25 protein-coding genes are annotated in these 25,355 nt (G+C 67.2%); 2 read left to right on the top strand and 23 right to left on the bottom strand.

The window, feature by feature from the left end:
* Window positions 1-2: 2 nt before the first annotated feature.
* Genes rplF through rplN form a run of 6 tightly spaced genes read right to left on the bottom strand, consistent with a single transcriptional unit; the run spans window position 3 to window position 2,484 of the window.
* On the bottom strand, window positions 3-542 hold the full coding sequence (gene rplF / locus A1QA_RS0102230) for a 50S ribosomal protein L6 (protein ID WP_017177306.1): 540 nt from the start codon (window positions 540-542) through the stop codon (window positions 3-5).
* A 22-nt stretch (window positions 543-564) separates the two neighbouring features.
* The gene (gene rpsH, locus A1QA_RS0102235; RefSeq protein WP_017177307.1) at window positions 565-963 is read right to left on the bottom strand and encodes a 30S ribosomal protein S8; all 399 of its coding nucleotides are present in this window, start codon (window positions 961-963) and stop codon (window positions 565-567) included.
* Between the two features lie 58 nt (window positions 964-1,021).
* Entirely contained in the window at window positions 1,022-1,207 is a 186-nt protein-coding gene (locus tag A1QA_RS0102240) for a type Z 30S ribosomal protein S14 (protein ID WP_017177308.1), read from the bottom strand.
* A 1-nt stretch (window position 1,208) separates the two neighbouring features.
* Complete coding sequence (gene rplE / locus A1QA_RS0102245; protein WP_017177309.1) at window positions 1,209-1,766, bottom strand: 50S ribosomal protein L5; 558 nt, start codon at window positions 1,764-1,766, stop codon at window positions 1,209-1,211.
* Complete coding sequence (gene rplX, locus A1QA_RS0102250; RefSeq protein ID WP_017177310.1) at window positions 1,766-2,110, bottom strand: 50S ribosomal protein L24; 345 nt, start codon at window positions 2,108-2,110, stop codon at window positions 1,766-1,768. Before rplX ends, rplE begins: the two co-directional genes overlap by 1 nt.
* Window positions 2,111-2,112: 2 nt before the next feature.
* Window positions 2,113-2,484 (bottom strand): 50S ribosomal protein L14, encoded by a 372-nt coding sequence (rplN, locus tag A1QA_RS0102255; RefSeq protein ID WP_017177311.1) that lies wholly within the window; start codon window positions 2,482-2,484, stop codon window positions 2,113-2,115.
* 429 nt (window positions 2,485-2,913) lie between these two features.
* Between rplN and A1QA_RS0102260 the strand changes: the two genes are divergently transcribed.
* The gene (locus A1QA_RS0102260; protein WP_154652193.1) at window positions 2,914-4,017 is read left to right on the top strand and encodes a hypothetical protein; all 1,104 of its coding nucleotides are present in this window, start codon (window positions 2,914-2,916) and stop codon (window positions 4,015-4,017) included.
* A 152-nt stretch (window positions 4,018-4,169) separates the two neighbouring features.
* On the opposite strand, the gene rpsQ is transcribed toward A1QA_RS0102260, so the two are convergent.
* The 11 genes from rpsQ to rpsJ are packed head-to-tail and all read right to left on the bottom strand — an operon-like array spanning window position 4,170 to window position 9,442.
* Window positions 4,170-4,457, bottom strand: a complete 288-nt coding sequence (gene rpsQ / locus A1QA_RS0102265) for a 30S ribosomal protein S17 (protein ID WP_017177313.1) — start codon at window positions 4,455-4,457, stop codon at window positions 4,170-4,172.
* The gene (gene rpmC, locus A1QA_RS0102270; protein WP_017177314.1) at window positions 4,454-4,699 is read right to left on the bottom strand and encodes a 50S ribosomal protein L29; all 246 of its coding nucleotides are present in this window, start codon (window positions 4,697-4,699) and stop codon (window positions 4,454-4,456) included. Before rpmC ends, rpsQ begins: the two co-directional genes overlap by 4 nt.
* A complete protein-coding gene (gene rplP, locus A1QA_RS0102275) occupies window positions 4,699-5,118 on the bottom strand; it encodes a 50S ribosomal protein L16 (RefSeq protein WP_017177315.1) in 420 nt (139 codons plus the stop codon). The genes rpmC and rplP overlap by 1 nt, the downstream gene beginning before the upstream one ends.
* 3 nt (window positions 5,119-5,121) lie before the next feature.
* Window positions 5,122-5,934: a 30S ribosomal protein S3 gene (rpsC, locus tag A1QA_RS0102280; protein ID WP_017177316.1), complete on the bottom strand. Its 813-nt coding sequence runs from the start codon at window positions 5,932-5,934 to the stop codon at window positions 5,122-5,124.
* On the bottom strand, window positions 5,934-6,311 hold the full coding sequence (gene rplV / locus A1QA_RS0102285) for a 50S ribosomal protein L22 (RefSeq protein ID WP_017177317.1): 378 nt from the start codon (window positions 6,309-6,311) through the stop codon (window positions 5,934-5,936). The genes rpsC and rplV overlap by 1 nt, the downstream gene beginning before the upstream one ends.
* Before the next feature lie 30 nt (window positions 6,312-6,341).
* Window positions 6,342-6,620: a 30S ribosomal protein S19 gene (gene rpsS, locus A1QA_RS0102290; protein WP_009748893.1), complete on the bottom strand. Its 279-nt coding sequence runs from the start codon at window positions 6,618-6,620 to the stop codon at window positions 6,342-6,344.
* A gap of 12 nt (window positions 6,621-6,632) precedes the next feature.
* Window positions 6,633-7,469 carry a 50S ribosomal protein L2 gene (gene rplB, locus A1QA_RS0102295; protein WP_017177318.1) on the bottom strand — a complete coding sequence of 279 codons (837 nt, stop codon included), beginning with the start codon at window positions 7,467-7,469 and terminating at the stop codon, window positions 6,633-6,635.
* A 27-nt stretch (window positions 7,470-7,496) separates the two neighbouring features.
* Window positions 7,497-7,802: a 50S ribosomal protein L23 gene (gene rplW / locus A1QA_RS0102300; RefSeq protein WP_017177319.1), complete on the bottom strand. Its 306-nt coding sequence runs from the start codon at window positions 7,800-7,802 to the stop codon at window positions 7,497-7,499.
* Window positions 7,799-8,449: a 50S ribosomal protein L4 gene (gene rplD, locus A1QA_RS0102305; protein ID WP_017177320.1), complete on the bottom strand. Its 651-nt coding sequence runs from the start codon at window positions 8,447-8,449 to the stop codon at window positions 7,799-7,801. Before rplD ends, rplW begins: the two co-directional genes overlap by 4 nt.
* Window positions 8,450-8,453: 4 nt before the next feature.
* A complete protein-coding gene (gene rplC / locus A1QA_RS0102310) occupies window positions 8,454-9,122 on the bottom strand; it encodes a 50S ribosomal protein L3 (protein ID WP_017177321.1) in 669 nt (222 codons plus the stop codon).
* 11 nt (window positions 9,123-9,133) lie between these two features.
* Window positions 9,134-9,442, bottom strand: coding sequence for a 30S ribosomal protein S10 (rpsJ, locus tag A1QA_RS0102315; protein WP_005987219.1), 309 nt, complete (start codon window positions 9,440-9,442; stop codon window positions 9,134-9,136).
* Window positions 9,443-10,019: 577 nt separating this feature from the next.
* Here rpsJ and A1QA_RS13105 point away from each other — a divergent pair.
* On the top strand, window positions 10,020-10,313 hold the full coding sequence (locus A1QA_RS13105) for a hypothetical protein (protein ID WP_017177322.1): 294 nt from the start codon (window positions 10,020-10,022) through the stop codon (window positions 10,311-10,313).
* A gap of 213 nt (window positions 10,314-10,526) precedes the next feature.
* Here the strand turns inward: A1QA_RS13105 and A1QA_RS15220 are convergent, their stop codons facing one another.
* The 6 genes from A1QA_RS15220 to fusA all read right to left on the bottom strand — a co-directional run bounded on the left by A1QA_RS15220 (window position 10,527) and on the right by fusA (window position 25,266).
* Entirely contained in the window at window positions 10,527-11,912 is a 1,386-nt protein-coding gene (locus tag A1QA_RS15220; RefSeq protein WP_017177323.1) for a class C sortase, read from the bottom strand.
* Window positions 11,913-12,164: 252 nt separating this feature from the next.
* Window positions 12,165-13,799: a SpaH/EbpB family LPXTG-anchored major pilin gene (locus A1QA_RS0102330; RefSeq protein WP_017177324.1), complete on the bottom strand. Its 1,635-nt coding sequence runs from the start codon at window positions 13,797-13,799 to the stop codon at window positions 12,165-12,167.
* Between the two features lie 293 nt (window positions 13,800-14,092).
* Window positions 14,093-16,909: a CshA/CshB family fibrillar adhesin-related protein gene (locus A1QA_RS0102335; RefSeq protein ID WP_154652195.1), complete on the bottom strand. Its 2,817-nt coding sequence runs from the start codon at window positions 16,907-16,909 to the stop codon at window positions 14,093-14,095.
* Window positions 16,910-17,298: 389 nt separating this feature from the next.
* Window positions 17,299-20,145, bottom strand: a complete 2,847-nt coding sequence (locus A1QA_RS0102340) for a CshA/CshB family fibrillar adhesin-related protein (protein WP_017177326.1) — start codon at window positions 20,143-20,145, stop codon at window positions 17,299-17,301.
* 1,587 nt (window positions 20,146-21,732) lie between these two features.
* Complete coding sequence (tuf, locus tag A1QA_RS0102345; RefSeq protein ID WP_017177327.1) at window positions 21,733-22,923, bottom strand: elongation factor Tu; 1,191 nt, start codon at window positions 22,921-22,923, stop codon at window positions 21,733-21,735.
* Window positions 22,924-23,130: 207 nt separating this feature from the next.
* A complete protein-coding gene (fusA, locus tag A1QA_RS0102350) occupies window positions 23,131-25,266 on the bottom strand; it encodes an elongation factor G (protein ID WP_017177328.1) in 2,136 nt (711 codons plus the stop codon).
* Window positions 25,267-25,355: the final 89 nt, after the last annotated feature.

Raw genomic sequence — 25,355 nt, forward strand, 5'->3', positions numbered from 1 at the left:
GGTCACTTACCAGCCTTTCCGACCTTGCGGCGCACGTTCTCGCCGGCGTAGCGCACGCCCTTGCCCTTGTAGGGCTCCGGCGGGCGGATCTTGCGGATGTTCGCGGCGACCTCGCCGACCTGCTCCTTGGAGATGCCGGAGACGGCGATCTTCAGGTTGCCGTCCACCGTGAAGGTGATGCCCTCGGGGGGCTCGACGACGACGGTGTGAGAGAAGCCGAGGAAGAGCTCGATGGCCGAGCCCTTGGCGGCGACGCGGTAACCGGTTCCGACGATCTCGAGGTTCTTGACATAGCCCTCGGTGACGCCGATGACCATGTTGTTGATGAGCGTGCGGGCCAGGCCGTGGAGCGAGCGCGAGCGGCGCTCGTCGTCGGGACGGGTCACGAGGATCGTGCCGTCATCCTGCTTGGCCACGCTCAGGGGCTCCGAGATGACGCGGCTCAGGGTGCCCTTGGGGCCCTTGACCGTCACCTCGTTGCCATTGATGGTGACGTCCACTCCGGCGGGAACCGGAACGGGGAGTCGTCCAATACGAGACATGGTGTTCCTCCGTTCCTTTCTCTCACCAGACGTAGGCGAGGACTTCCCCGCCGACGCCCTTGTTCTCAGCCTGGCGGTCGGTCAGGAGGCCGGAGGAGGTGGACAGGATGGCCACCCCCAGGCCGCCGAGGACCTTGGGCAGGTTCGTGGACTTCGCGTAGACGCGCAGGCCGGGCTTGGAGATCCGCTTGAGGCCCTGGATGGCGCGCTGGCGGTTGGCTCCGTACTTGAGGCTCAGCGTGAGCGTCTTGCCGACCTCGGCATCCGTGACCTCGTAGTCGGCGATGTAGCCCTCGGTCTTCAGCATCGCGGCGATGTTGACCTTGAGCTTGCTCGACGGCATCGAGACGGTGTCGTGGTAGGCGCTGTTTGCATTGCGCAGACGGGTCAGCATGTCTGCGATCGGGTCTGTCATAGTCATGAGTGGGCCTTGGCCCTTCCTCGTCGTGGTTTCCTCAGCGGACCTGCGACGTAAGTTCTTACCAGCTGGACTTGCTCACGCCGGGGAGCTCGCCACCAAGGGCCATCTCCCGCAGGCAGATACGGCACAGGCCGAACTTGCGGTACACGGAGTGCGGGCGGCCGCAGCGCTGGCAGCGCGTGTAGGCACGAACACCGAACTTCGGCTTCCGGTTCGCCTTCTGGATGAGAGCGGTCTTCGCCATGTCACTTCTCCTTGAAGGGGAAGCCGAGCCGCGCGAGCAGCGAGCGGGCCTCCTCATCGGTCTTGGCCGTGGTCACGATGGTGATGTCCATGCCACGGACGCGGTCGATCGAGTCCTGGTCGATCTCGTGGAACACAGCCTGCTCCGTGAGACCGAAGGTGTAGTTGCCATTGCCGTCGAACTGCTTGGGGCTCATTCCGCGGAAGTCGCGGATTCGCGGCAGCGAGATCGAGATGAGGCGGTCGAGGAACTCCCACATGCGGTCGCCGCGCAGCGTGGCGTGCGCGCCGATCGGCTGGCCCTCGCGCAGCTTGAACTGCGCGATGGACTTGCGGGCCTTCGTGATCTGGGGCTTCTGGCCGGTGATGGCCGCCAGGTCGCGGACGGCGCCCTCGATCATCTTGGAATCGTGGGCGGCCTCGCCCACACCCATGTTGACGACGATCTTCGAGATGCGGCCGATCTCCATCACGTTGGAGTGCTTGAACTCATCGCGGAGGGCGGGGAGCACCTCCTCGGCGTACTTGGTCTTGAGACGGGGGGTGATCTTGTCGCTCATCAGAGGTCCTTCCCGCTCGCCTTGGCGTAGCGCACGCGAACGGTGCGCTTGCGGCCGTTGGGCCGGACGCCCTCCTCGACGCGGAAGCCGACGCGAGTGCGCTTCTTGGTCTGGGGGTCCACGGGCATCACGTTCGAGATGTGGATCGGGGCCTCGACGGTCTCGATGCCGCCGGTGCGGGCGCCCTGGGCGGACTGCCCGACCTTGACATGCTTGGTGACGCGCTGGACGCCCTCGACGACGACGCGGTCGGTGGCCTTGATGACCTCCAGGACACGGCCGGTCTTGCCCTTGTCCTTGCCCGCGATGACGATGACCTGGTCGCCCTTCTTGATGCGTGCCATTTTCAGATCACCTCCATGGCGAGCGAGACGATGCGCATGAACTTCTTCTCGCGAAGCTCACGGCCGACGGGGCCGAAGATGCGCGTGCCGCGCGGCTCCCCATCAGTGTTCTTGAGGATGACGGCCGCGTTCTCATCGAAGCGGATGTACGAGCCGTCCGGACGACGGCGCTCCTTGCGGGTACGGACGACGACGGCCTTGACGACGTCGCCCTTCTTGACGTTGCCGCCGGGGACAGCGTCCTTGACGGTGGCGACGATCGTGTCGCCGATGCCCGCATAGCGCCGGCCCGAGCCGCCGAGCACACGGATGCACAGGATCTCCTTGGCACCGGTGTTGTCGGCGACCTTCAGTCGCGACTCCTGCTGGATCATAGGGTGTTCTCCTTCGTCGAGCCGGTTCTCGGGTCCCCCCGAGCCTTGCCGAACGTTCTTGGTGTTCTTGCGCGCTGCTCCCCCGGCCCGGAGGCAGGAGGAGTCCACGAAGCGTGGGTCCCATCAGACACAGGCGCAGGAGCGCGGGGTCTCTGATGGGCGCGCCGAGGGCGCACGCAACTGTCACAGCCTAGTGCAGCGCCGAAGGCCCCCGATACCAGAGGCCCCCTCCCACCCCTGTGCCTTTCCTCACCAGCCTCCCGCCGCTCTCCCCCAACCCGCCCCCGCCTGTCCCCCGCCTGTCCCCCGCGCCATTCATCGCCCGTCCTTATATCCGAGACCGGGCGAACAGCACGGCGAAACCGGGCGGTTTTCCACAGATTCTCCAGCCCTGTTCCATCGCGCTGCTCCGGCAGTGACCCTTGATACATGTACGACCCCCATGACACCCCAGCTGCTCCCCATCCCACGCACCGCGCATCAACTGCCGCTCATTCCCATCACGACGTCGCCTCCGGCGCCGTCAAACCGCTTCGCCGAGGAAGCGTCCTGGTTGTCCACCCCGATGAGCCCTTCTGGGAAACCGCCTCACGCGCCCGGGCGAAGATCCTGTCAATATTCGAGGCAGAGCGCTTGGAGGGCACCGTCTGCCTGGAATCCGCCGCCAGACTTCATGGCGCGCGGGTCATGGCGCAGAGCCAGTCCGTGGACATCATCACCTCTTGGAAACCGAACGGCCTCAAACGGAGGCCCTGTCCTCGTCGCCCAGCCCGCGTCCCGTCCCGCGACGCCTCCCCCGCCGAGCGCCGCCGCCTCCTCGAGGCCAGGCCGATCGTGCGTCACCACATGCCACTGGCCGCGGGCGACGTCGTCGACCATGACGGGCTGCGCGTCACCAGTCCGGAGCGGACGATTCTCGACTGCGCGCGCTTCCTTCAGCCCGACCGCGCCCTCGCCGTCGTCGATTCCCTCTTCGCCGTCGTCGTGGGCGCGGGCGATCACCCGTGGGACCACCGGCGCCGGATCGAGGCGGCCTGCGCGGAGCTGCGCCGCCGACTCCTCGCGCGACTGGAGGAATGGGCTGGTCAGCGCGGCTACCGGCGCGCTCAGGCGGTTCTCCTCGCAGCGACGGCCATGAGCCAGTCCGTCTGGGAGTCCGAGGCCCGGCGGCTCTGCCTAGCCTCTGGGATCACTCCCCCGCAGGTGCAGGTACCCGTGCGCGGGGCCGACGGCGGCGTGTACTTCGCGGATCTCGGCTGGCTGCTCGTCCGCCTTCTCCTGGAGGTCGACGGCGAGGTCAAGCTCGCGGTGGATCCCGACGGCGAGATGCGGCGTCGGATCGCCCGGGAGGAGGCGATCCGCGAGGCCGGCTTCGATGTTCTTCGCCTAACGCCCGAGGATCTGAGAGACTCTCGCGCGGCGGTGCGCCGAATCTGGGACGCGCTGCCGCCGTCGGCACGGGACGCCAGTCCGATCACAGCACTGCTGACGACTCACGAGCGCGACTCCGGAGGGTTACGGCCGTCGGCGTGAGCCCGCAGCACCCTCCGCTGCGAATCTCGCCGTGCTGTTCGCCCGGTTTCGCCGTGCTGTTCGCCCGGTCTCGGTGAGAAAGGACGACGACGCCGCGGCAGCCGGCATAAGCGGGGCTACCGCGGCGTCGCGATGCTGTGATCAGCGGGAGGTCACTTGGCCTTCTCGATGATCTCCACGAGGCGCCAGTGCTTGGTGGCGCTCAGGGGACGGGTCTCCATGATCGAGACGAGGTCGCCGACGGCGGCCGTGTTGTTCTCGTCATGGGCCTTGACCTTCTTGGACCGACGGATGACCTTGCCGTAGAGGGAGTGCTTGTAGCGCTCCTCGACGAGGACGACGATCGTCTTGTCCATCTTGTCGGAGACGACGTAGCCGCGGCGGACCTTGCGCTGGTTGCGCTCGGGGGCGGCCTCAGTACTGGTGGTCTGCTCGCTCACTTGGACTCCTGGCTGCTCGGAGCGGTACGGATGCCGAGCTCACGCTCGCGCACGATGGTGTAGATGCGGGCGATGTCGCGGCGCACGGCCTTGAGTCGGCCGTGGTCCTCGAGCTGGCCGGTCGCCGAGGCGAACCGGAGGTTGAACAGCTCGGCCTTCGCCTTGGTGAGCTCCTCGGCGAGGCGCTCGTTGTCCATGCCGTCGAGGTCGGCGGGGGTCAGGCCCTGGGATCCGATTGCCATCAGACGTCACCACCCTCACGAGTCACGAAACGGGTCTTCATCGGGAGCTTGTGCATCGCGCGGCGCATGGCCTCACGGGCGAGCTCCTCGGGGACGCCCCCGAGCTCGAACATGATGCGGCCGGGCTTGACGTTGGCGATCCACCACTCCGGGGCGCCCTTACCGGAACCCATGCGGGTCTCGGCGGGCTTCTTGGTCAGCGGACGGTCCGGGAAGATGTTGATCCACACCTTGCCGCCACGCTTGATGTGACGGGTCATGGCGATACGGGCCGCCTCGATCTGGCGGTTGGTGATGTAGGCGGGCTCGAGGGCCTGGATGCCGAAATCACCGAAGGCGAGCTGATTGCCGCCCTTGGACATGCCCGAGCGGTGCGGGCGGTGCTGCTTGCGGAACTTGGTCCGGCGGGGGATGAGCACGGCTCAGGCCTCCGTTCCCTGCGTGGCGGCAGCGTTCTCGGTGGCCGGCGCCTGCTCGACCTGCTGCTCGCCGCCCTGACGCGCGCCGCGCTCGCCGCGTCGCGCACCACGGCGGTCGCCGGAGCGACCCCCACGGCCGCGCGGGGCGGACTCGGCCTGCTGGCGGGCGAACTCACGCTCGGTGAGGTCGCCCTTGTAGATCCACACCTTGACGCCGAGACGGCCGAAGGTGGTCTTGGCCTCGTAGAAGCCGTAGTCGATGTTCGCGCGCAGGGTGTGCAGCGGCACGCGGCCCTCGCGGTAGAACTCGGAACGGCTCATCTCGGCGCCGCCGAGGCGGCCGGAGCACTGAACACGGATGCCCTTGGCGCCGGCGCGGATGGCGGACTGCATGCCCTTGCGCATCGCGCGGCGGAAGGACACGCGGGAGGCGAGCTGCTCGGCGATGCCCTGTGCCACGAGCTGGGCGTCCAGGTCGGGGCTCTTGACCTCGAGGATGTTGAGCTGGACCTGCTTGCCGGTCAGCTTCTCCAGAGAGCCGCGCAGGCGCTCGGCCTCGGCGCCGCGGCGCCCGATGACGATGCCCGGGCGGGCGGTGTGCAGGTCGACGCGGACGCGGTCGCGCGTGCGCTCGATGTCGACCTTGGAGATGCCGGCCCGCTCCATGCCATCGGCCATGAGGCGGCGGATCTTGACGTCCTCCTCAACGAAGTCGCGGTAGCGCTGACCGGGCTTCGTGGAGTCCGCGAACCAGCGCGAGCGGTGGTCCGTGGTGATGCCCAGGCGGAACCCGGTCGGGTTGACCTTCTGCCCCATTACCGGGCTCCTTCCTTCGTAGCGGTGTCGGCGCGGTCGCCGACGTAGACGGTGATGTGGCTGGTGCGCTTGAGGATCCGGCTCGCGCGGCCCTGGGCCCGCGGGCGGAACCGCTTGAGGGTCGGGCCCTCGTCAGCGAACACCTCGGTGATGAACAGATCGTTCTCGTCGAACCGCTCGCCGGCGGCCTCGGCCTTGAACCGGGCGTTGGCGATCGCGGACTCGATGACCTTGCGCACCGGCACGGCAGCGGCCTGCGGGGCGAAACGGAGCACGTTGACAGCCTCGACGGCGCGCTTGCCGCGGACGACGTCCACGACGCGGCGAGCCTTCATCGGCGTGCAGCGCACGTACTTGGCCTGCGCCTTAGCTTCCATAGTTCTCTTTGCCTCTCAACTCTCCGCGCGTCAGCGGCGCGACTTGCGGTCGTCCTTGACGTGCCCGCGGAAGGTGCGGGTCGGGGCGAACTCGCCGAGCTTGTGGCCCACCATGGACTCGGTGATGAAGACCGGGACGTGCTTCCGGCCGTCGTGGACGGCGAAAGTGTGTCCGAGGAAGTCCGGCGTGATGACCGAACGACGGGACCAGGTCTTGATGACGTTCTTGGTGCCCTTCTCGTTCTGGGCGTCCACCTTCTTCTGGAGGTGGTCGTCGACGAAGGGACCCTTCTTCAGACTGCGCGGCATATCCGGCTCCTATCAGCGCTTCTTGCCGGTCCGACGACGACGCACGATGAGGCGGTCGCTGGACTTGTTGGGACGACGGGTACGGCCCTCGGGCTTGCCCCACGGAGAGACGGGGTGGCGGCCACCGGAGGTGCGGCCCTCACCACCACCGTGCGGGTGGTCCACCGGGTTCATGACGACACCGCGGACGGTCGGGCGGACGCCCTTCCAGCGCATGCGGCCGGCCTTGCCCCAGTTGATGTTGGACTGCTCGGCATTGCCGACCTCGCCGACCGTGGCGCGGCAGGCGACCTCGACCATCCGGATCTCGCCGGAGGGCATGCGCAGCGTGGCGTACTTGCCCTCCTTGGCGACGAGCTGGACGGAGGTGCCGGCCGAGCGGGCGATCTTCGCGCCGCCACCGGGGCGCAGCTCGACGGCGTGCACAAAGGTACCGGTGGGGATGTTGCGCAGCGCGAGGTTGTTGCCGGGCTTGATGTCCGCGCCCGGACCAGCCTCGACGACGTCGCCCTGGGCGAGCTTGTTCGGAGCGATGATGTAGCGCTTCTCGCCGTCGGCGTAGTGCAGCAGGGCGATGCGCGCGGTGCGGTTGGGGTCGTACTCGATGTGAGCGACCTTGGCGGGCACGCCGTCCTTGTCGTGACGACGGAAGTCGATCACGCGGTAGGCGCGCTTGTGACCGCCGCCCTTGTGGCGGGTGGTGACGCGGCCGTTGTTGTTGCGACCACCGGTCTTGTGGAGCGGGCGAACGAGGGACTTCTCGGGCTCGCTGCGCGTGATCTCGACGAAGTCGGCCACGGAGGAGCCACGGCGACCCGGCGTCGTCGGCTTGTACTTACGGATTCCCATGTCGATCCTTTACCTTCCGTGTCCGTGTCAGTTCGCCACGTCGCCGAAGATGTCGATGCTGCCCTCGCGCAGCGTGACGATCGCGCGCTTGGTGTCCTTGGACTTGCCGAGCCCGGTGCGGGTGCGGCGGGTCTTGCCCTTGCGGTTGGCCGTGTTCACCGAGTCGACCTTGACGTTGAAGATGGACTCGATGGCCATCTTGATCTCGGTCTTGTTGGAGCCCGGAGCCACGAGGAACGTGTACTGGCCACGGTCCATGCAGGCGTAGGACTTCTCGGAGACGACCGGCGCGATGATGATGTCGCGGGGGTTCTTGGACTTCTCGAGGCTCACTTGGACTCCTCCTCGCCCTTGCCGAGGAACGAGTCCAGGGCAGCGGAAGTGAAGACGACGTCGTCGTTGACCAGGACGTCGTAGGTGTTGAGCTGGTCGGCCCACAGGACGTGCGCCTCGGGAGCGTTGCGCAGGCTCAGGCGGCTCAGGTCATCCTCGCGGGTGACGACGACGAGGGCCTTGCGGTCCGTCAGGTTGCGCAGCGCGCCGAGGGCCGACTTGGTGGAGGGCTTCTCGGTGGTGACGAACTCGGTGATGACGTGGACGCGGCCGTTGCGGGCGCGGTCCGACAGGGCCGAGCGCAGGGCGGCGGCTTTCATCTTCTTGGGCGTGCGCTGGGTGTAGTCGCGCGGCTGCGGGCCGTGGACGGTGCCACCGCCGGCGAACTGGGGGGCGCGCGTGGAGCCCTGGCGGGCGCGGCCGGTGCCCTTCTGGCGGTAGGGCTTCTTGCCACCGCCGCGGACCATGCCGCGGGTCTTGGTGGCGTGGGTGCCCTGGCGGGCCGCGGCGAGCTGGGCCACGACGACCTGGTGCATGAGCGGGATGTTGAGGTCGACGTCGAAGATCTCGGCGGGGAGCTCGGCGGTGCCCTTCTTGGCGCCCTTGGAGTCGACGATCGCGACGGTGAGGGTCTGGTTCTCAGCCATGGTCTCAGGCTCCCTTCACGGCCGTGCGGACGACGACGACCTGTCCCTTGGGGCCCGGGACGGCGCCGTTGACGAGGAGGTAGCCCTTCTCGACGTCGATGCCGCGGACCTTGAGGTTCTGGACGGTGGTGGTGGCGTGGCCCATGCGGCCGGCCATGCGCAGGCCCTTGAAGATGCGGCCGGGCGTGGCGCAGGCGCCGACGGAGCCGGGCTTGCGGTGGTTGCGGTGCGCGCCGTGGGAGGCGGAGACGCCCTTGAAGCCGTGGCGCTTCATGACACCCGCGAAGCCCTTGCCCTTGGAAGTGCCGGTGACGTCGACCAACTGGCCGACCTCGAAGGTGTCCGCGCCGAGCTCCTGGCCCGGGGTGAACTCCGAGGCGATGGAGGTGCGCAGCTCGGCCACGTGGCGGCGGGGGGCGACCCCGGCCTTGGCGAAGTGGCCGGCGAGGGGCTTGGTGACCTTGCGCTCGTCGATGTCGCCGAAGGCGAGCTGGACGGCCTCGTACCCGTCGGTCTCGACGGTGCGGACCTGGGTCACGACGTTGGTGTCGACGCGCACGACCGTGACGGGGCGGAGGACTCCGTTCTCGTCCCAGATCTGCGTCATGCCGAGCTTGGTGCCGAGGAGCGCCTTGGCAGGCGCGGCGGCTGCCGGCTTGTTAAGCGTAGTCATGGCGATGGTCCTCAGAGCTTGATCTCGATGTTGACATCGGCCGGGAGGTCGAGGCGCATGAGCGAGTCAACGGCCTTCGGCGTCGGGTCGATGATGTCGATCAGCCGCTTGTGCGTGCGCATCTCGAAGTGCTCGCGGCTGTCCTTGTACTTGTGGGGCGACCGGATGACGCAGAACACGTTCTTCTCGGTCGGCAGCGGCACCGGGCCCACGACCGTCGCGCCAGCGCGGGTCACGACGTCGACGATCTTGCGCGCCGAGGAGTCGATGACCTCGTGGTCGTAGGACTTGAGCCGGATGCGGATCTTCTGTCCCGCCATGGCGCCAAACCTCTCTTACTTTCGGGCGACCGGTCCACGCGCTCGGGCGTGTCGCAAGCGCGACGCTCCACGGGTCTCTCTCATGAGGGAGGGTGGGCCGGTCTGGACACACGGAAACCCGATCGGTGATCGGCTCCGTCAGACTGGTTCCCGGGACGACCCCGGGAGGTGGCTGCCGGGACTGGCGGGCGCCGCCGCGATGAGCGCGGCAGCAGGACCAGGGCCCAGCGGCTGGACAACGCTATCAGGGCGGGGTGCGGGCCGGTCAACCTGAGAACGGGCGCAGGGCTGTGAGACCGACCACCGTCCCACGCGCTCGGGCGTGTCGCGGGGAGCTGGCGGGTGGGTGGCCGGTTGCGGCGGGCGACGCCGCCCCCCTCCCCCCTCTCCGCTCCTCCTCTGTGGCGAGACCGGGCGATCAGCACGGCGAAACCGGGCGATCAGCACGGCGAGACCGGTTCGGGGTCGGCTCGAGGGGGCTCGCGGAGCACCGTGAGGTGCGTCCTGCACCGGTGGTTGCGCGGAGCACCTTCGGCTGCGTTCCCACCGCACCCCACGGTGCTCGAGGCAACCACCGGTGCAGGACGCACCCCACGAGGCCCATGACCAGGCCCCCGATGGCGTCACCTCCGCCGCCTACGATGGTGCCGCCTTCTCCGGCACCTCCTCCCGGAACACGTCCGTGTCCTTGCCGGGGAAGGAGGCAGCCAGGGAGGAGGTGAGGGCCGTGACCCGTCCGAAAGGCCGGCACGCCAAAGTCCACGAGGACAAGGAAACGGCCCGGCAGGTGAGCGAAATACTTAACTCCATCGCTCGCCTGATCCGAGCCGTCGGTGTCCTTGTGGATGCCCTCGGTCGATGGATCAACTGAGCCATCGGCCTCGGAGACCCATCCGGTAGCCGCCGGATGGGTCCCCACCATTATGGGCCCCGACGCCGCGGCTGTCCACGACAGGTGGCGAGGCGCCCGGCCTGGTAATCGCATCAGGACATCGGAGACGTTCACGCGCATCCCAGGCGACCCGATCGATGTATCTCGCCGTGCTGTTCGCCCGGTTTCGCCGTGCTGTTCGCCCGGTCTCGACTAGGAGGTGAGGGGGCCGTAGGGGGTCTGGCGGGAGACCCTGGAGGTGAGCTCCTCAGAACGTCCCTCAGAAGAGCCAGGGTCGTCGGGGCTGTCGGCCGACGGCGTGGAGCCCGCGGATGAGCCGGAGCTCAGGGGCGTCCACTGGACCTCGTCGGGCGAGGGCGCGGACCATGTCTCCCCCGATCTCGGCAGAGGGCCGGCGTCCGGGTCCTCGGGCGTCGCAGCCGAGTGGAGGGAGACGGCGCTAGCGACCTCTACCGACGACGGCGTGGCCGCGGCAAGCGCCTCCTCACCGGAGCCGCCCTCACCGTCCTTACCGTCCTCGCCGCCGTCCTTCTTGGCCGCGGCGGCCTTGGGCGGGTAGCCGGTGCGCCAGAGGTAGAGGCCAACAGCGATGACGACTCCGCTGATCCACACCGCCCACCAGGGGAATCCGGGGACGTCGGGCTTGGCGCCGGCCGCGGCGAGGTCGTCGGCGGGGGTGGGGGTGATGCGCTCGGCGGTGACGAGGATGCGGTGGGTGTTGATGCCGAGCGGGGTGCAGGTGACGAGGGTGACGAGGTCGCGGTCGGGGTCGGCGCGCAGAGCCTCGGTCTCCTCGGGGGCGACGACCTTGGTCTCGACGACTTGGTAGCTGAGGACCTCGCCGAAGACCTCGAGGGTGAAGGTGTCGCCGACGCCGACCTTGTCGAGGTTGGTGAACATGGTGGCGTTGGCGAGGCCGCGGTGGCCGGTGATGACGGAGCGTGTGCCTTTTCCTCCGACGGGCAGGGAGGTTCCTTGGAGGTGGCCGAGTCCGGCGAGGAGGACCTCGTCGGAGGTGCCGTGGTAGATGGGCAGGTCGAGGTCGATGGTGGGGATGCGCAGGCGGCCCATGAGTCCGACGGCGTTGGCGGAGAGGATCTTGTTGTAGTCGAGGGAGTCGTCGGGATGCTCGCCGGCGCCGATGGGGATGTTGGTGTTGGCCTCGAGGACGGCACCGGAGGAGAGGGCGTCGTTGTAGGCGTGGGCTTGGGCGAGTTGCTCCTCGGCGGCGGGCTTGGCGTTGTCGACCTGTTGCTCGTAGTCGGCGACGACTTTGGACTGGTTGTACTGGCTGAACCAGGAGGCGACGGACGGGTAGGAGAAGAGGGCGAGCCCGGCCAGGGCGAGGACGGCGGGGATGATGTTGATGAGGCGGAGCCGCCAGCGGCGCTTGCCCTCGGGACGGGCGCGGCGGGAGCGGCGCTTGGGAGAGCGCGCGGTGTCGGGGGTGCCGCCGGCCGGAGTGGAGTTCTCGACGGCGGATGCGGACTCGGGGCTGCCCGCGCTGCTGGCCCGGTCGGGCAGGCTGCGGCTGCGGGTGTCGCTGGGGGCGTCAGCTGTGCCGGTGGTGCTGCTCATGGCGGCTCGGGCTCCTGGTGGGTGGGCGGGGTGCGATGGCTGGGATGGTGGGCGACGGACGACGACGGCGTGGCCGGGGGCGCCGCGCACCGTCGCGGCAGGGGTGGGGGTCCTGGGGCGGGCCGACGGCGCAGCGCGGAGCTGGGCGGGACGCGCGGAGGTGGCGGGGAGGCTGGTGCCTCCCCGCCACCTCATGCGTGGGGCTGATGCCGCCGGGCGCGGGGCGGGGTCATGCCCGCGCCGGGGTGGTCATCAGGCCTCGTTGGCGCGGCGCTTGCGGGCCGCGAGGACGAAGCCGACGGCGATCGCCATGAGCGACAGGCCACCGACGGTCATGAGGATCTTGCCCGCGGCACCGGTCAGTGGCAGCTGCGGAACAGTGCTCTTGGTGTTGGTGATGTCGACCTGGTGGTCGGTGGTCTCGCCAGCCGTCACCTTGAGAGCGGTATTCGCCCCGTCGTCAGTCGGAAGAACGTAGCCCTCAGGAGCTTTCGTCTCAACCAGCACGTAGCACCGGCTGTTGTGCTCAACGGCGACCTCCTCCTGGCCCGCCGCGCCCTTCTTGGAGTCCACATAAAGACCATCGATGTTGAACTTACCGTGCTCATCGGTCGTGAACTCCGTGTTCCCATTCACGGAGATGGGAGCGTTCTCCACTACGTCAGTCTTTGGATCGTCAGAGGCAACGACAGCCTTGCCGCAGTCTTGCGCCCACGGATCAGCAGCATTGTAGATCTTGAAGGTAGCACCCTTCAATGCGTCGTTGTTCTGCTTGTCCTTCTTGAACACCGAGGCCGCGCCCCAAGCAGTGACGGCCTTGTTGGAAGGCACAGGGGGAACGTTCGTCGGAGGGGTCGGGGTCGGGGTGTCCGGAGGAGTTGCCCCCGGAATGGTGTTGACATAAAGATTCGCAGTGTTGTCGATCTTCGCGGAAGGCGTCTTGGTCTTCGCGGTGAAGACGACCGCGACCTTGGCGTCGGGGTTCTTCTTCAGATTCTCAAGTCCGACCTTCGTGAACGAAAGAGTGATCTCGTTGCCAACAAGCTTCTTGGTGTACCAAGACGAATCGACAACATTACCAGCAAGAGTCACAGAGTTCTCTTTGATGTCAGGGGTGGTGTAACCCTCACCCATCGGATCGGAGAGAATGAAGTACTCGAACGACACGTTATCGCTGATCTTCGGCACAGTGGCCGTGACAGGGAACTCAACCTGAGCCTCATCGTTCAGACCATACTTGACGACCTTGACGTCCTTCTCAGGAGCCTGGACGAGCACGTTCTTCGGGTAGACATTGACATTGTACAGCCACTTGCCGTTCGAGTTCTCGCCAGCCCCCTGGGCCTTGTTCTCCTCGGTATTGGGGAACGGCACGGTCACAACGAAGGGAGCGGCCTTCTCGGTCACCTTCGCAGGAGAGGCGGTCTCACAGACCAGGTAGGCGCCGACCGCGAGCTGGCCAATCGTGGCCTGACCGTCAGATCCAGTCTCGTTGGACTCCTTCTTCTGGTCCTTCTGCACAGCGAGGGTTCCGACCTGATCAACAGGCGACTTGAAATCACTGCCGCATGCATCATTCGGCACGGTGAGCTCGGACAGCTTCTTCCAGACCCCATTGTCGCTGAGGTCGGCGTCGAGCTTGAAAGCAGTGAAGGTGACCCCCTGAACAGGAGCCCCTGTTTTACCAGGAGTTCCAGAAGCGGTTCCAGTCGTCGCCCCCTCCATCTTCTCGTGCTTGTGGATGAGGATGGATCCCTTCTCATCGAAATTGATGTTGCCAGGACCGATGGGATCCGCCGCCAGCGCGGTGGCGCCGAGGCCGGAGAGGCCCAGGCAGAGGACGCCGGCTGCGCCGAGCGCTCCTCGGGAGAAGCGTGTTGCACGCATGGGTAGGGATTTCCTTTCAGGATGTGCCCGGGGATGGGCTGGCGCCGCAGTGTGGGAGCACTGCGCGGGCTCTCATGTGAGAGACCCATGCACCGTGATTGATGGGAACCTGTGGGATGAGCCGACGGGGATCGGCCATGGGATCAGGCATCCGTGCGATCAGCCCACCCCCTTAGCTCGGACCAAGCGTCGGCTCAGGACTGGGGCCATCGACATTGAGCATATCGGCTCTCCAGGTCTGAAAACGTCCTGGACGATTGCGATCCGATCTCTCATTATCGCGAGCTGGCGTCTCATTCCTGCCGCCTCCGGCGCCGGCGGACCACCTCCGCGACGACGGTGAGGAAGAACAGGCCCGCCGCTCCCATGAGGAAGACGTCCGAGCCCATACCGCCGGTCAGCGGAAGTGTGGGGACGGGGCTCTTCTGGTTGGTGAACGGATCGTCGAAGGCGTAGTCCCGCGCGTCGGCAGCGATGGTGAACTCGTGGGAGTCCTTGCTCAGCGTGTAGCCAGCAGGAGCCTTCGCCTCCACCAGGCTGTAGGCCCGCGCGTTCCAGGGAAGGTCGGCCAGCTTGAAGTGCCCAGGACGCGGATCCTGATCAAGATACGCGCCCACGACGCAGGTGGCCTGCTCGCAGTCCTTGACCACTGTGTCCGCGGGGACGCCCGGGCCGGTCAGCCTCCACTCGGACCCGGCGAGATCCTCGCTGGTGTCCGCGTCGACCTTCTGCCAGGCCACCGATCCTTTCTGGGGCTCGTTGCCGATCGCGCCATTCTCGTCCACCACTCCCCCGGCGGGCAGGGTCGCCTCGAGCGCGGAGGGCTTGATCTGCGGGAAGGTGAATGTCTCCGTGCTGGGCACGTACCCACTCGGGGCGGCCTGCTCCGTGATGGAGTACGTCCCCCACTTGAGACCGGTCAGCGAGAATCGGCCGGGGGCGGGGTCCTGGTCCTGGTAGTCCCCCGCGGGGCAGGTGCCGGACTCGCAGTCGGTGACCACGGTGCCCGCCGGGACCTCCGGGCCGCTGAGCGTCCACGCGCTGCCGCCCAGAGCATCGCCGGTGGCAGAGTCCCGCTTGCCCCAGGTCAGCGCACCGGGCTTCGCGGTGTTCGTGATCTCGCAGGAGACGCGGTCGAGGTTGTTGACGGTCAATGTGGCCGCGCCGCTGCCGTCTGTGGCGCCAACAGACGAGGAGTACACCTTGACGTCGCCGCGAACGGCGTCATTGATCGTGCCCGGCGTCTCGGAGCAGGTCCATTGGCCGGGCGCGTAGCCGGCGGCGCCGTCGTTGCTGGAGGACTCGGAGAGGGCGACCTTCCCAGCGGCGATCGCCAGCGGGTGGTCGCCCGTCGTCCCCTCGGCGGAGACCGTCGCGTTCTCGCCCTTGCCGGAGACGGTCCACTGATCAGCGGTCAGCCCCGGCACCTCGTCGGTCTCGTAGGGGTTCTCCACCTTCTTCGTCAACTGGATCGTGGGAACGCGAATGGAGACCTTGTAGTCCTCCACCTCACCGGTCGCCGTGATGCCGCTCGGCTGCTGGTTGTCACCATTGTTGTCGTTGGTGATGCGGATGCGCATGTAGGAGTCAGCGCGAGAACCGGTCTCCCCGTCAACGCTGCGCACCGTGTTGGTGACGTCCGCCGGGACGGTCCAGGTCAGTGTCGCACCGCCGCCGCTGCAGGCGACCTCGTCGCTCTTCTCGCCGGGTTCGAAAGTGCCGTTGTTGTTCCAGTCGATCCATCCGGCGACCTTTCCGACGCCGCCGCATTTGACGTACTGCTGCATCGCTTTGCCCGGCCCCGTGGTGATGCCGCGGGAGCCGCCGTTCCAGATCGAGGTGTCGATGGCGTCCTCGTCGTCGCGCCACCAGGTGTTCTCATCGTCTCCCAGAGCGTCGTCACTGAACTCCTGGTAGCCCTCGGCATCGATATAGGTGCCGAGGACGGGCGAGCTCTGGTCCATGTACATCGACGCCTGGGACACGCTGAAGACATCCGTGGTGCGGGAGATCTCCCCCTCGGTCCACTTCGGCTCGAAGAGCGCGCCCGCGTTGCCATAGGAGCTGGGGGCGTCGCCGAAGTCGGTGGCGACGATGAGGCCAAGGGCGACGGCGGAGTAGCCCGCGCCCTGGATGGTGATCGTCGCGCTCGTCGCGCCCTGCATGAGCATGACCGCGTCAGGGCCGCCGAGGCCATTGGGGCGGCTATATCTCCCGCCATTCTGGTAGACGCACTCGTCGCCAGTGGGCATGAGGCGCAGCGTCCGACCGCCCCCGGAGATCTCAGCGTTCGTGGTCGTCGGGCAGTTGTCAGACTTGAGGGTGTCCAAGACTCGCCAGGTCACGGGTTGGCTCGTCGAGGCCTGGACCCACTCGTCGCTCCACTCGTCAGGTGCGTCCCTGAGGGGTTTCACTCCGAAGCGCTTCGACGAGGCCTCCGCATCGGCGAAGACGAGACCCTGGAGGGGGACATTCTTCACCGAGCCGTCCGAGGCTCGCAGTTCCGCCTTGCAGGAGTAGTCCACGCTCACACGGGCGTTGAAACCGGTGGGGGTGGTGTCGGAGCCAGGCGTGCCCCAGTCCTTGCCGTCCCAGGTCTTGTTACCGTTGTAGGCGTAACCGTTGGCCAGACCGATGACCATCTGGTTCTTGTTGACATAGTCCTGGGGATACTTGAGGCCGGCGTGCCACGCCGCACTGCCATCGGTCCATTGACCGGGGCCACCGACGTTGTAGAGGTTGTCGAGGGCGTCGCCCGCCCAAGCGCCGGGGATGGTCGCCACGAGGGGGCCCGTGGACTGCTCTTTGGGCATCTTGCCAGGGTGCCCAAGGTGCTGCAGGTTGGACAAGGTGCAGGTGGTCACCAGTGTCCCGGCGTCGCCCAGGTCCCGGGTGTTGGTGAAGTTCCTCGTCTCACCGTAATCCAGCACCGGGACATTCGGCTTGGCCACGCCGTCGAACTTCGAGTAATCAGCCCACTGGAGCCACTGGATGGCATCGACATACCGGCCCTTGCCACCGGTCGCGAAGATCGCGGGCTGGGAGGAATCGCCAGGCGCGGCCTGCGCCGCTGAGGGCAGCGCCGCGGGGGCGGTCAACCCGAGGACCATGCCCGCACCGAGGAGCGACGTGACCCCGGCGAGCCGGAGACGCCGCCGAAGTAGGGATCCGAGGGTCATAGTGATGGGAACTCTCTCTCTATCGCGCCACCAGAGCCGTGATGGCCCTGCTGAGGGATGTGGCTGGATCATGCTGGCGACCGCGGGGAACGGCACCACGATGGTGATGAGCAACGCCATCGGCGCACCCGCTCTTGACTTTACACGGGGTCGACAACAGCAAGCTCACAGCACAATCACATCAGCGTCACGATTTCCGACGAGCGCCAGCAGGCAACTTTCCGCAGTCCACGGGCATGGTTGCGTCTCAGCATCTGCGCCGACTGCGGAGGATCGCCACGATCTGAATGACCGATCCCTCCACGTGGATGCGGAGCCCTTCACCGTCGCTTGTGGCGAACGATCCCAGCCAGGATCGCCAGGGCGCCAAGCACTCCGCCACCGATATAGAACATGTCGGCGCCCATGCCGCCGGTCAGTGGCAGGGTCGGCACCGGGCTTTTGGCGTTGGTGAACGCCCCCGGGAAGGCGTGGTCCTGAGGGGTGCCGTCAGCTGCAACCGTGATGGTGAACTCGTGAGGAGCGGTATCCAGGGTGTACCCGGCCGGCGCCCGGTGCTCGGTCACCGCGCGGGTCACCGCGTCATCCGCGGGCAGTCCCCGCACCTTGAAATACCCCGGGCGCGGGTCGGCGTCGAAGTATGTGGCGCCATTGGCCTGGGCCGCGCAGTCACCATCCACGCAATCCGAGATGAGCGTGCCCGCCGGAATATCATCGGCGGTGAGCTCCCACTGGGAGTCTGCCAATGCCTCGCCCGTGGCGGCATCGGTTTTCGACCAGATCACCGCCCCCAGTGCCCGGGTATTCGTCACCGTGCCCAGGTCGAGCGAGAGGGTGCCATCCGCTCGGGGCGAGCGGTAGTCGAGTGTCCCGGCCTTCCGATCATCGGACTTCACATAGCCCTTCGGCGCGGCCGACTCCACGATCGTGTAATCGCCCCAAAGCGCGGTCAGCCGGAAGTAGCCGGCGCGGCCATCCTGATCGAGGCTTGTTTCCTCGCAGGTCCCCACGCAATCCGCCACCTCGAAGGTCTGCTCATCCGAGCCGTCGGTCCTCGTGCGCGTGAGGGTGAAGGTGGCCCCGCCCAGGGGCGTGGCGCCGTCGGCCTCTGTCTTGGTCCACGTGACGGCACCGGCCTGGGCGCTATTCGTGATCTCGCAGGTGATGCGGTCGTGGTTGTTGACCGTCAGCGTCCCCGTCCCCGTGCCCTCCTGGGAGGCCACGGTGGAGGAGTAGTCCGCGGCCCCGTCGGTTGAGGAGCAGGTCCATGCCGACGATGAGTAGCCACCCGCCACCGAGTTCGTCGACGCCTCGGCGAGGTTGACCTCGCCCACGGGGATGGGCGTTTCCGCGGCCTGCCCGGCGCCAGAGAGGAGTTCGCCGCCGCCCTGAGAGGCGGTCAGCGTCCACTGGTCGGCCTCGATACCCGCGCCGTTGGCGGAATCGTTGACGACGTTCTTCTTCAGCGTGAGCGTCGGGAGCAGCACGGTGATATTGCCGTGGTCCTCCACCTCACCGTTGAGAGTCAGGCCTGTGGGCCCCGGGATCACCGGGGAACCGTCCGGGTTCCGGTCGTCCGTGATGCGCAGGCGCGCGAAGGTCGACGCCGAGCCGGCCTCCCCGGGAACAGAGCGCTTCGCGTCCGCTGGCACCTTCCAGGTGAGCGTCGCCTTGGAACCATCGCAGGTGGTCGGGGAGCCATCAGGGTTCATCGAGGAGCGCTCGCCGTCGTCGAAAACGCCATTGCGGTTCCAGTCGATCCAGCCGACGACGGTCGCTCCCGCGCCCGCGCACGTGAAGGTGGTGCTCCAGTCCGCCCCGATATAGGTCTCCGCGGTCAATCCCGGTGAATTGGCCGTGCCGATCGCGTCCTCGTCGTTCCTACTGCCGACAACGTCGTCCCCTGTGGCATCTGCGGAGATGGGCGAGTCCGGCTCGGCATCCACGCGTTTGCCGAGGCGCAGGCGCGGGGCCGAGGCCTCCGCGACATAGCCCTGGGCCTGCGCGTCGGTGAAGTTGTACCAGGTGCCCGAGGCCTCGGGCGGCGCGGGCGAGGAGGAGATATCCGTGGTGTCCGTACCGCCGGGCTTGCCGCCCCACCAGGTGGGCTGGAACAGGGAGGCCGCCTCGCCGTAGGAGGCGGGGGCATCCCCGTGATCCACATAGGTGACGACGCCCAGCGCCATCGCACTCACGCCGCCGCCCTTGATCTCGACGTAGCCGCCGTCGGCGTTCTCCATGAAGAAGACCGAGGAAGGGCCGTGGCCGACGTTCCGCACCGCCCAGGTGGCGCACTCGTAGCCATCAGGGCGCAGCTGCAGTCCGGTCCGCGCGCCGGACGGATAGGGGAAGGTGGTCTCCCCTCCCCAGGAACTCGTCGTGCAACCCGGGGAGCGAGTGCTCTCCATCAGCCGGAACGTCACATCGCGCTTGCTCTTGCCCTCCATGGGAATAGCGTCAACGGTGATGGACTCGCGGGATCCAGGCATCCAGTTGGAGGCCTCCGCGTCCGCGTAGACCATGCCCACCATGGGGATCTGCTTCTTCGGCAGGCCGTCCAGCGCGCTCTTCGCCGGCTTCGACGCCGACTCGATCGCGTAGGTGGTGCAGTCGAACTTGAAGTAGGCGTTCGCCGAGTTGCCGTACTTGCCGCCCTGCACGTTGGAGATGCCGATCGGCAGATTCGAGCGCACGTTCTTGGTCTTGTAGTTGACGCTCTGATCCAGCCAGCCCGGCTGGATCTCCACGCCGTTGTCATAGCGGGAGGAGTCGTTGTAGAGGCGGGCGAGGCCATCCCCCACCCAGGAACCGGGGACGTAACCGAGCCGGAGGCCGGCATCGGCATTGATCGGCGGGTTCTTCCCGCTAGGGTCGACACTCTCGAAGTGGGTCTCGACCTCGCTGATCGTGCACTGGCTGGAGCGCCACTGGCCCTCCACGAGCTTGGTGGGCGTGGACCATACCGTCACCGTGCCGCCGTCGACAGCGATGCGCCGCGTCCTGCCGTCCGTGTCGAGTTCGGCCCCAGTCATCTCCGTCCAGTCGATCCAGTCGATGACCTCGGCGTACTGGCCGGATCCGCCGTCAGGCGCCGCGTAGATCGCCGTCGCCGGGGGCGTTCCGGCGCCCAGCGTATGGACGACGATCAGCGCGGCGGAGGAGAGCACAGCCGCCAGACGAGCACGGCGCGCCGCCAGCGGAGCCGTGGTGGCCGCGTGTCCGTAGCGACGACGGCGAGGAACGGGATGAGTCATGAGTGGGAACTCCGGCCGGGCGAGCGACCTCAGCAGGATTGCTGAAACGGGGATGGGATGGGGGGGTGAGCAGAGTCCTGAGGATGGGGAACGGACCCGCTCTCCACTGCGCGAATGAGGACTGAGGACCTATCCGGCAGGTTTCGCATCACGATAGCACGCACAAACTCCTCGTCACAGGAAGTATCCCCCGATATTCAGCCCTTCCGGGCGTCAGCATCGCAGCCGATTCCCTACAAGCGGCGGAATACAGCGGGATTCTCGAAGGATCACAGTTGAGCCGCACCTTCTGAAGCGCCTCGTCCTGGGACAGCGCTCGGCGGCTTATGGACGTTTGCTGTTGGTTCTGGTTTCTGCTGGCGCTGGGGTCGATGGCCCGGTCGGCGGTCTCGTCGGGTGCTTTCAGCACCGGCGGCTGCGCTGAGCACTGCGGGTTGCGCTGAGCACCTTCGGCTGCGGTGAGAACGCAACCCACGGTGCTGGAGGCAACCGCTGGTGCAGGAGGCACCCCGCGGTGCTCTCGAGGGCGCAGGGTCGCCCACGACCGCCCAGCGCTGCTCAAGACACACCCACGCGAGCCCGCGGCGGGCTCCAGGCGCTGCCCGACGGCACAGCGTCGCCGACGACGCCCACGCCGCGCTCCGTCCGGACTGTCTGTACGCGGGTTCGGGCGACATGACGCGGGTTCGGGGGTCATGCCGGGTGTTCGGGGGTCATGCCGGGTGTTCGGGGCACAGGACGGGGTCGTTGCCCCCGTCCAATGGGGTAAGACCCCGGTCAGAGGGGCGAACCCCCGTCCGGAGGGCCACGACGGCCACGTATCGGAGGAGGCTTCACCTGGGCTCACTCATGGGCGCACTCGGTTGACGCCCCGCCCCCGCACTTGTGAACGTGCGGCGGGTTTGCGGACGTGCGTTGGGGTTGTGGATGTGCCCCCGGGGCGCGTCGGCAACCCTGGAGCACGTCCACAACTCCCGGGCACGTTCACAACGAGGCGAGTCCCGCGCATCTGCGCGGCGCCGGCGGGCGCCGCCCCACGGGCGGCACGGGTGGGATCGGCAGGCTCGGGCGGGCCCCGCCGCGCCGACTTCATCACGCCGATTCCGGCGCCATCGCGACGAAAACCCGGCGCCTGGCCAACACGATATGTTCGGGGTCCCCACTGCCCGATCAGTGAGTCAAGACGCGGGTTTTCCTCGCCATTGCAACGAAAACCCCGTGTCCGACCAACACGGAATGTCCGGGGATGGACCCAGGACGAACCGACTCCAACACCGAGGAAACACCGCGATACCAGGGAAACCCGACCTCAAACCAACACAAAGTGTCCAATAAGCCAGCTCGGCGCCCTTTCATCGGCATCTCGCCGTGCTGTTCGACCGGTTTCGGCGGGAATGCGGGTTCCCCCGGTACTCGCGGGGAGTACCGGGGGAACCGGGGGCTCACAGAGCCGGAAATTCATAGGCCCACAGAGCGCAGGAGCTGCTCACGCAGCGATCATCACTTGATGATCTTGGTGACGCGGCCGGAGCCGACGGTGCGGCCACCCTCGCGGATGGCGAAGCCGAGGCCCTCCTCCATGGCGATGGGCTGGATGAGCTCGACACTCATCTCGGTGGTGTCGCCGGGCATGACCATCTCGGTGCCCTCGGGCAGGGTGATGACGCCGGTGACGTCCGTGGTCCGGAAGTAGAACTGCGGACGGTAGTTCGAGTAGAAGGGGTTGTGGCGGCCGCCCTCATCCTTGGTGAGGATGTAGACGTGGCCCTCGAACTGAGTGTGCGGGGTGATGGAGCCGGGCTTGCAGACGACCTGGCCGCGCTCGACGTCCTCGCGCTTGGTGCCGCGCAGGAGCAGACCGCAGTTCTCGCCGGCCCAGGCCTCGTCCATCTGCTTGTGGAACATCTCGATACCGGTGACCGTGGTCTTCTGGGCCTCGCGGATACCGAGGATCTCGACCTCGGAGTTGATCGGCAGCTTGCCGCGCTCGACACGGCCGGTGACGACGGTGCCGCGACCGGTGATGGTGAAGACGTCCTCGATGGGCATGAGGAACGGCTTGTCCATGTCACGCTCGGGAGTCGGGATGAAGGTGTCGACCTCGTCCATGAGCTCCTTGATCTTGGCGGCCCACTCGGCGTCGCCCTCAAGGGCCTTGAGCGCGGAGACGCGAACCACGGGGGCGTTGTCGCCGTCGTAGTCCTGGGAGGACAGCAGCTCGCGGACCTCCATCTCGACCAGGTCGAGGAGCTCCTCGTCGTCAACCATGTCAGCCTTGTTGAGGGCGACGAGGAGGGCGGGGACGCCGACCTGACGGGCGAGCAGGACGTGCTCGCGGGTCTGGGCCATCGGGCCGTCGGTGGCGGCGACCACGAGGATCGCGCCATCCATCTGGGCGGCACCGGTGATCATGTTCTTGATGTAGTCGGCGTGACCGGGGGCGTCGACGTGCGCGTAGTGGCGCTTGTCGGTCTCGTACTCGACGTGCGCGATGTTGATCGTGATACCGCGCTGGCGCTCCTCAGGAGCCTTGTCGATCTCGTCGAAGGGGGTGAAGGGGTTGAGCTCCGGGTACTCGTCGTGCAGAACCTTCGAGATCGCGGCGGTCAGCGTCGTCTTGCCGTGGTCGACGTGACCGATCGTTCCGATGTTGACGTGCGGCTTGGTCCGCTCGAACTTGGCCTTGGCCACTGGTGTCCTCCTGGGACTCGGGTAGTGCTCTTCGTCGGGATTCGACTAGCACATGCTAGCCGGTCCTCCTGCCAGAGCCACTACAGGATGGTTGTTGGAAATCTTACTGGAATGCGAGCTCGGCGCCGAACGGCCCGAGCAGTCCCGGGGACCGGGCCGGATCAGTCCGGTCCCCGGGCTCATGGGCCCCTCGCGGGGCCGGCGGGCTCAGGCGCCCTTCGCCTTGGCGACGATCTCTTCCTGGACGTTGCGCGGGACCTCGGCGTAGGAGTCGAAGGTCATGGAGTAGACCGCGCGGCCCTGGGTCTTGGACCGCAGGTCACCAACGTAGCCGAACATCTCGCTCAGCGGCACGTTGGCGCGCACCACCTTCACGCCGACGGCGTCCTCCATCGACTGGATCATGCCGCGACGAGAGTTGAGGTCACCGATGACGTCGCCCATGTACTCCTCAGGCGTGCGGACCTCGACGGCCATGATGGGCTCGAGGATGACCGGGCTGGCCTTCTTCGCGCCCTCCTTGAACGCCATGGAGCCGGCGATCTTGAAGGCCATCTCGGAGGAGTCGACCTCGTGGTAGGCGCCGTCGATGAGGGTGGCCTTGATGTCCACCATCGGGTAACCGGCGAGCACACCGGTCTGCATGGCGTCCTGGACACCGGCGTCGACACTGGGGATGTACTCGCGGGGCACGCGACCACCGGTGACGGCGTTGGCGAACTCGTAGTGGACCTTCTCCTCACCCTCGGCGGCCTCGACGACCTCCAGGGGCTCGAAGGACATCTGCACCTTCGCGAACTGGCCGGAGCCACCCGTCTGCTTCTTGTGGGTGTACTCGACCTTGTCGACCTTCTTGCGGATGGTCTCGCGGTAGGCGACCATCGGGTTACCGACGTTCGCCTCCACCTTGAACTCGCGGCGCATGCGGTCCACGAAGACGTCCAGGTGCAGCTCGCCCATGCCGCCGATGACGGTCTGGCCGGTCTCCTCGTCCAGGCGGACGGTGAAGGTCGGGTCCTCCTCGGACAGCTTCTGGATGGCCACGCCCAGCTTCTCCTGGTCGCCCTTGGTCTTGGGCTCGATCGCCACGTGGATGACCGGGTCCGGGAAGGTCATGGACTCCAGGATGATCGGGGCGCTCTGGGAGGAGAGGGTGTCACCGGTGGTGACGTCCTTGAGGCCGATGAAGGCGTAGATGTGGCCCGCGGAGGCCACCTCCACCGGGTTCTCCTTGTTGGAGTGCATCTGGAAGAGTTTGCCGATGCGCTCCTTCTTGCCCTTGGTGGCGTTGAGGACCTGCTCGCCCTGCGCGACCTTGCCGGAGTAGACGCGGACGTAGACGAGCTTGCCGTAGAAGGGGTGCGTGGCGACCTTGAAGGCCAGCGCCGAGAAGTCCGCCTTGGCGTCGGCCGGACGGGTGTCGACCTCCTCCTCGTTGCCGGGCTTGTGGCCCTCGACCGCCGGGACGTCCAGCGGGGAGGGGAGGTAGTCGAGCACGGCGTCGAGAACGGGCTGGATGCCCTTGTTCTTGAAGGCCGAGCCGGCCATGACCGGGAAGGCCTTGCCGGCGATGGTGAGCTTGCGGATGCCGGACTTGAGCTCGGCGATGCTCAGCTCCTCGCCCTCCAGGTACTTCTCCATGAGGGCATCGTCGGCCTCGGCGACCGTCTCGACGAGCTCGGCGCGCAGCTCCTCGGCCTTGGCCACGAGCTCGGCGGGGATCTCCTCGTACTCGACGACGGAGCCGCGGGTGTCCTTGCCGTCGGCGTCCTTCTCGGGGAAGCGGATGGCCCGCATCTCCAGGACGTCGACGAGGCCGGAGAACTCGTTCTCGGCGCCGATCGGGAAGTTGATGACGATCGGGGTGGCGTGGAGGCGGTCCCGGATGGTCTGGACGGAGAAGTCGAAGTTCGCGCCCAGCTTGTCCATCTTGTTGATGTAGCACACGCGCGGGACGTTGTACTTGTCCGCCTGGCGCCACACCGTCTCCGACTGGGGCTCCACGCCCTCCTTGCCGTCGAAGACCGCGACGGCGCCGTCGAGCACGCGCAGGGAGCGCTCGACCTCGACCGTGAAGTCCACGTGGCCGGGGGTGTCGATGATGTTGATCTGGTTCTTCTTCCAGAAGCAGGTGGTGGCGGCGGAGGTGATGGTGATGCCGCGCTCCTGCTCCTGCTCCATCCAGTCCATCGTCGAGGCGCCGTCGTGGGTCTCGCCGATCTTGTAGTTGATACCCGTGTAGAAGAGGATGCGCTCCGTCACGGTCGTCTTGCCGGCATCGATATGGGCCATGATGCCGATGTTGCGGACCTTGGTGAGGTCGGTCAGCACGTCGAGTGCCACGTGTGGTGTCCTTCGTTCGAGAGATCTGTGGGTTCGCGTCGGGCGGGGCGGGCTCGGGCCCGCGATCGCGCGAGGCGGCTCCGGGGCGC

The sequence above is a fragment of the Actinomyces timonensis DSM 23838 genome, assembly GCF_000295095.1.
GTDB lineage: Bacteria > Actinomycetota > Actinomycetes > Actinomycetales > Actinomycetaceae > Actinomyces > Actinomyces timonensis.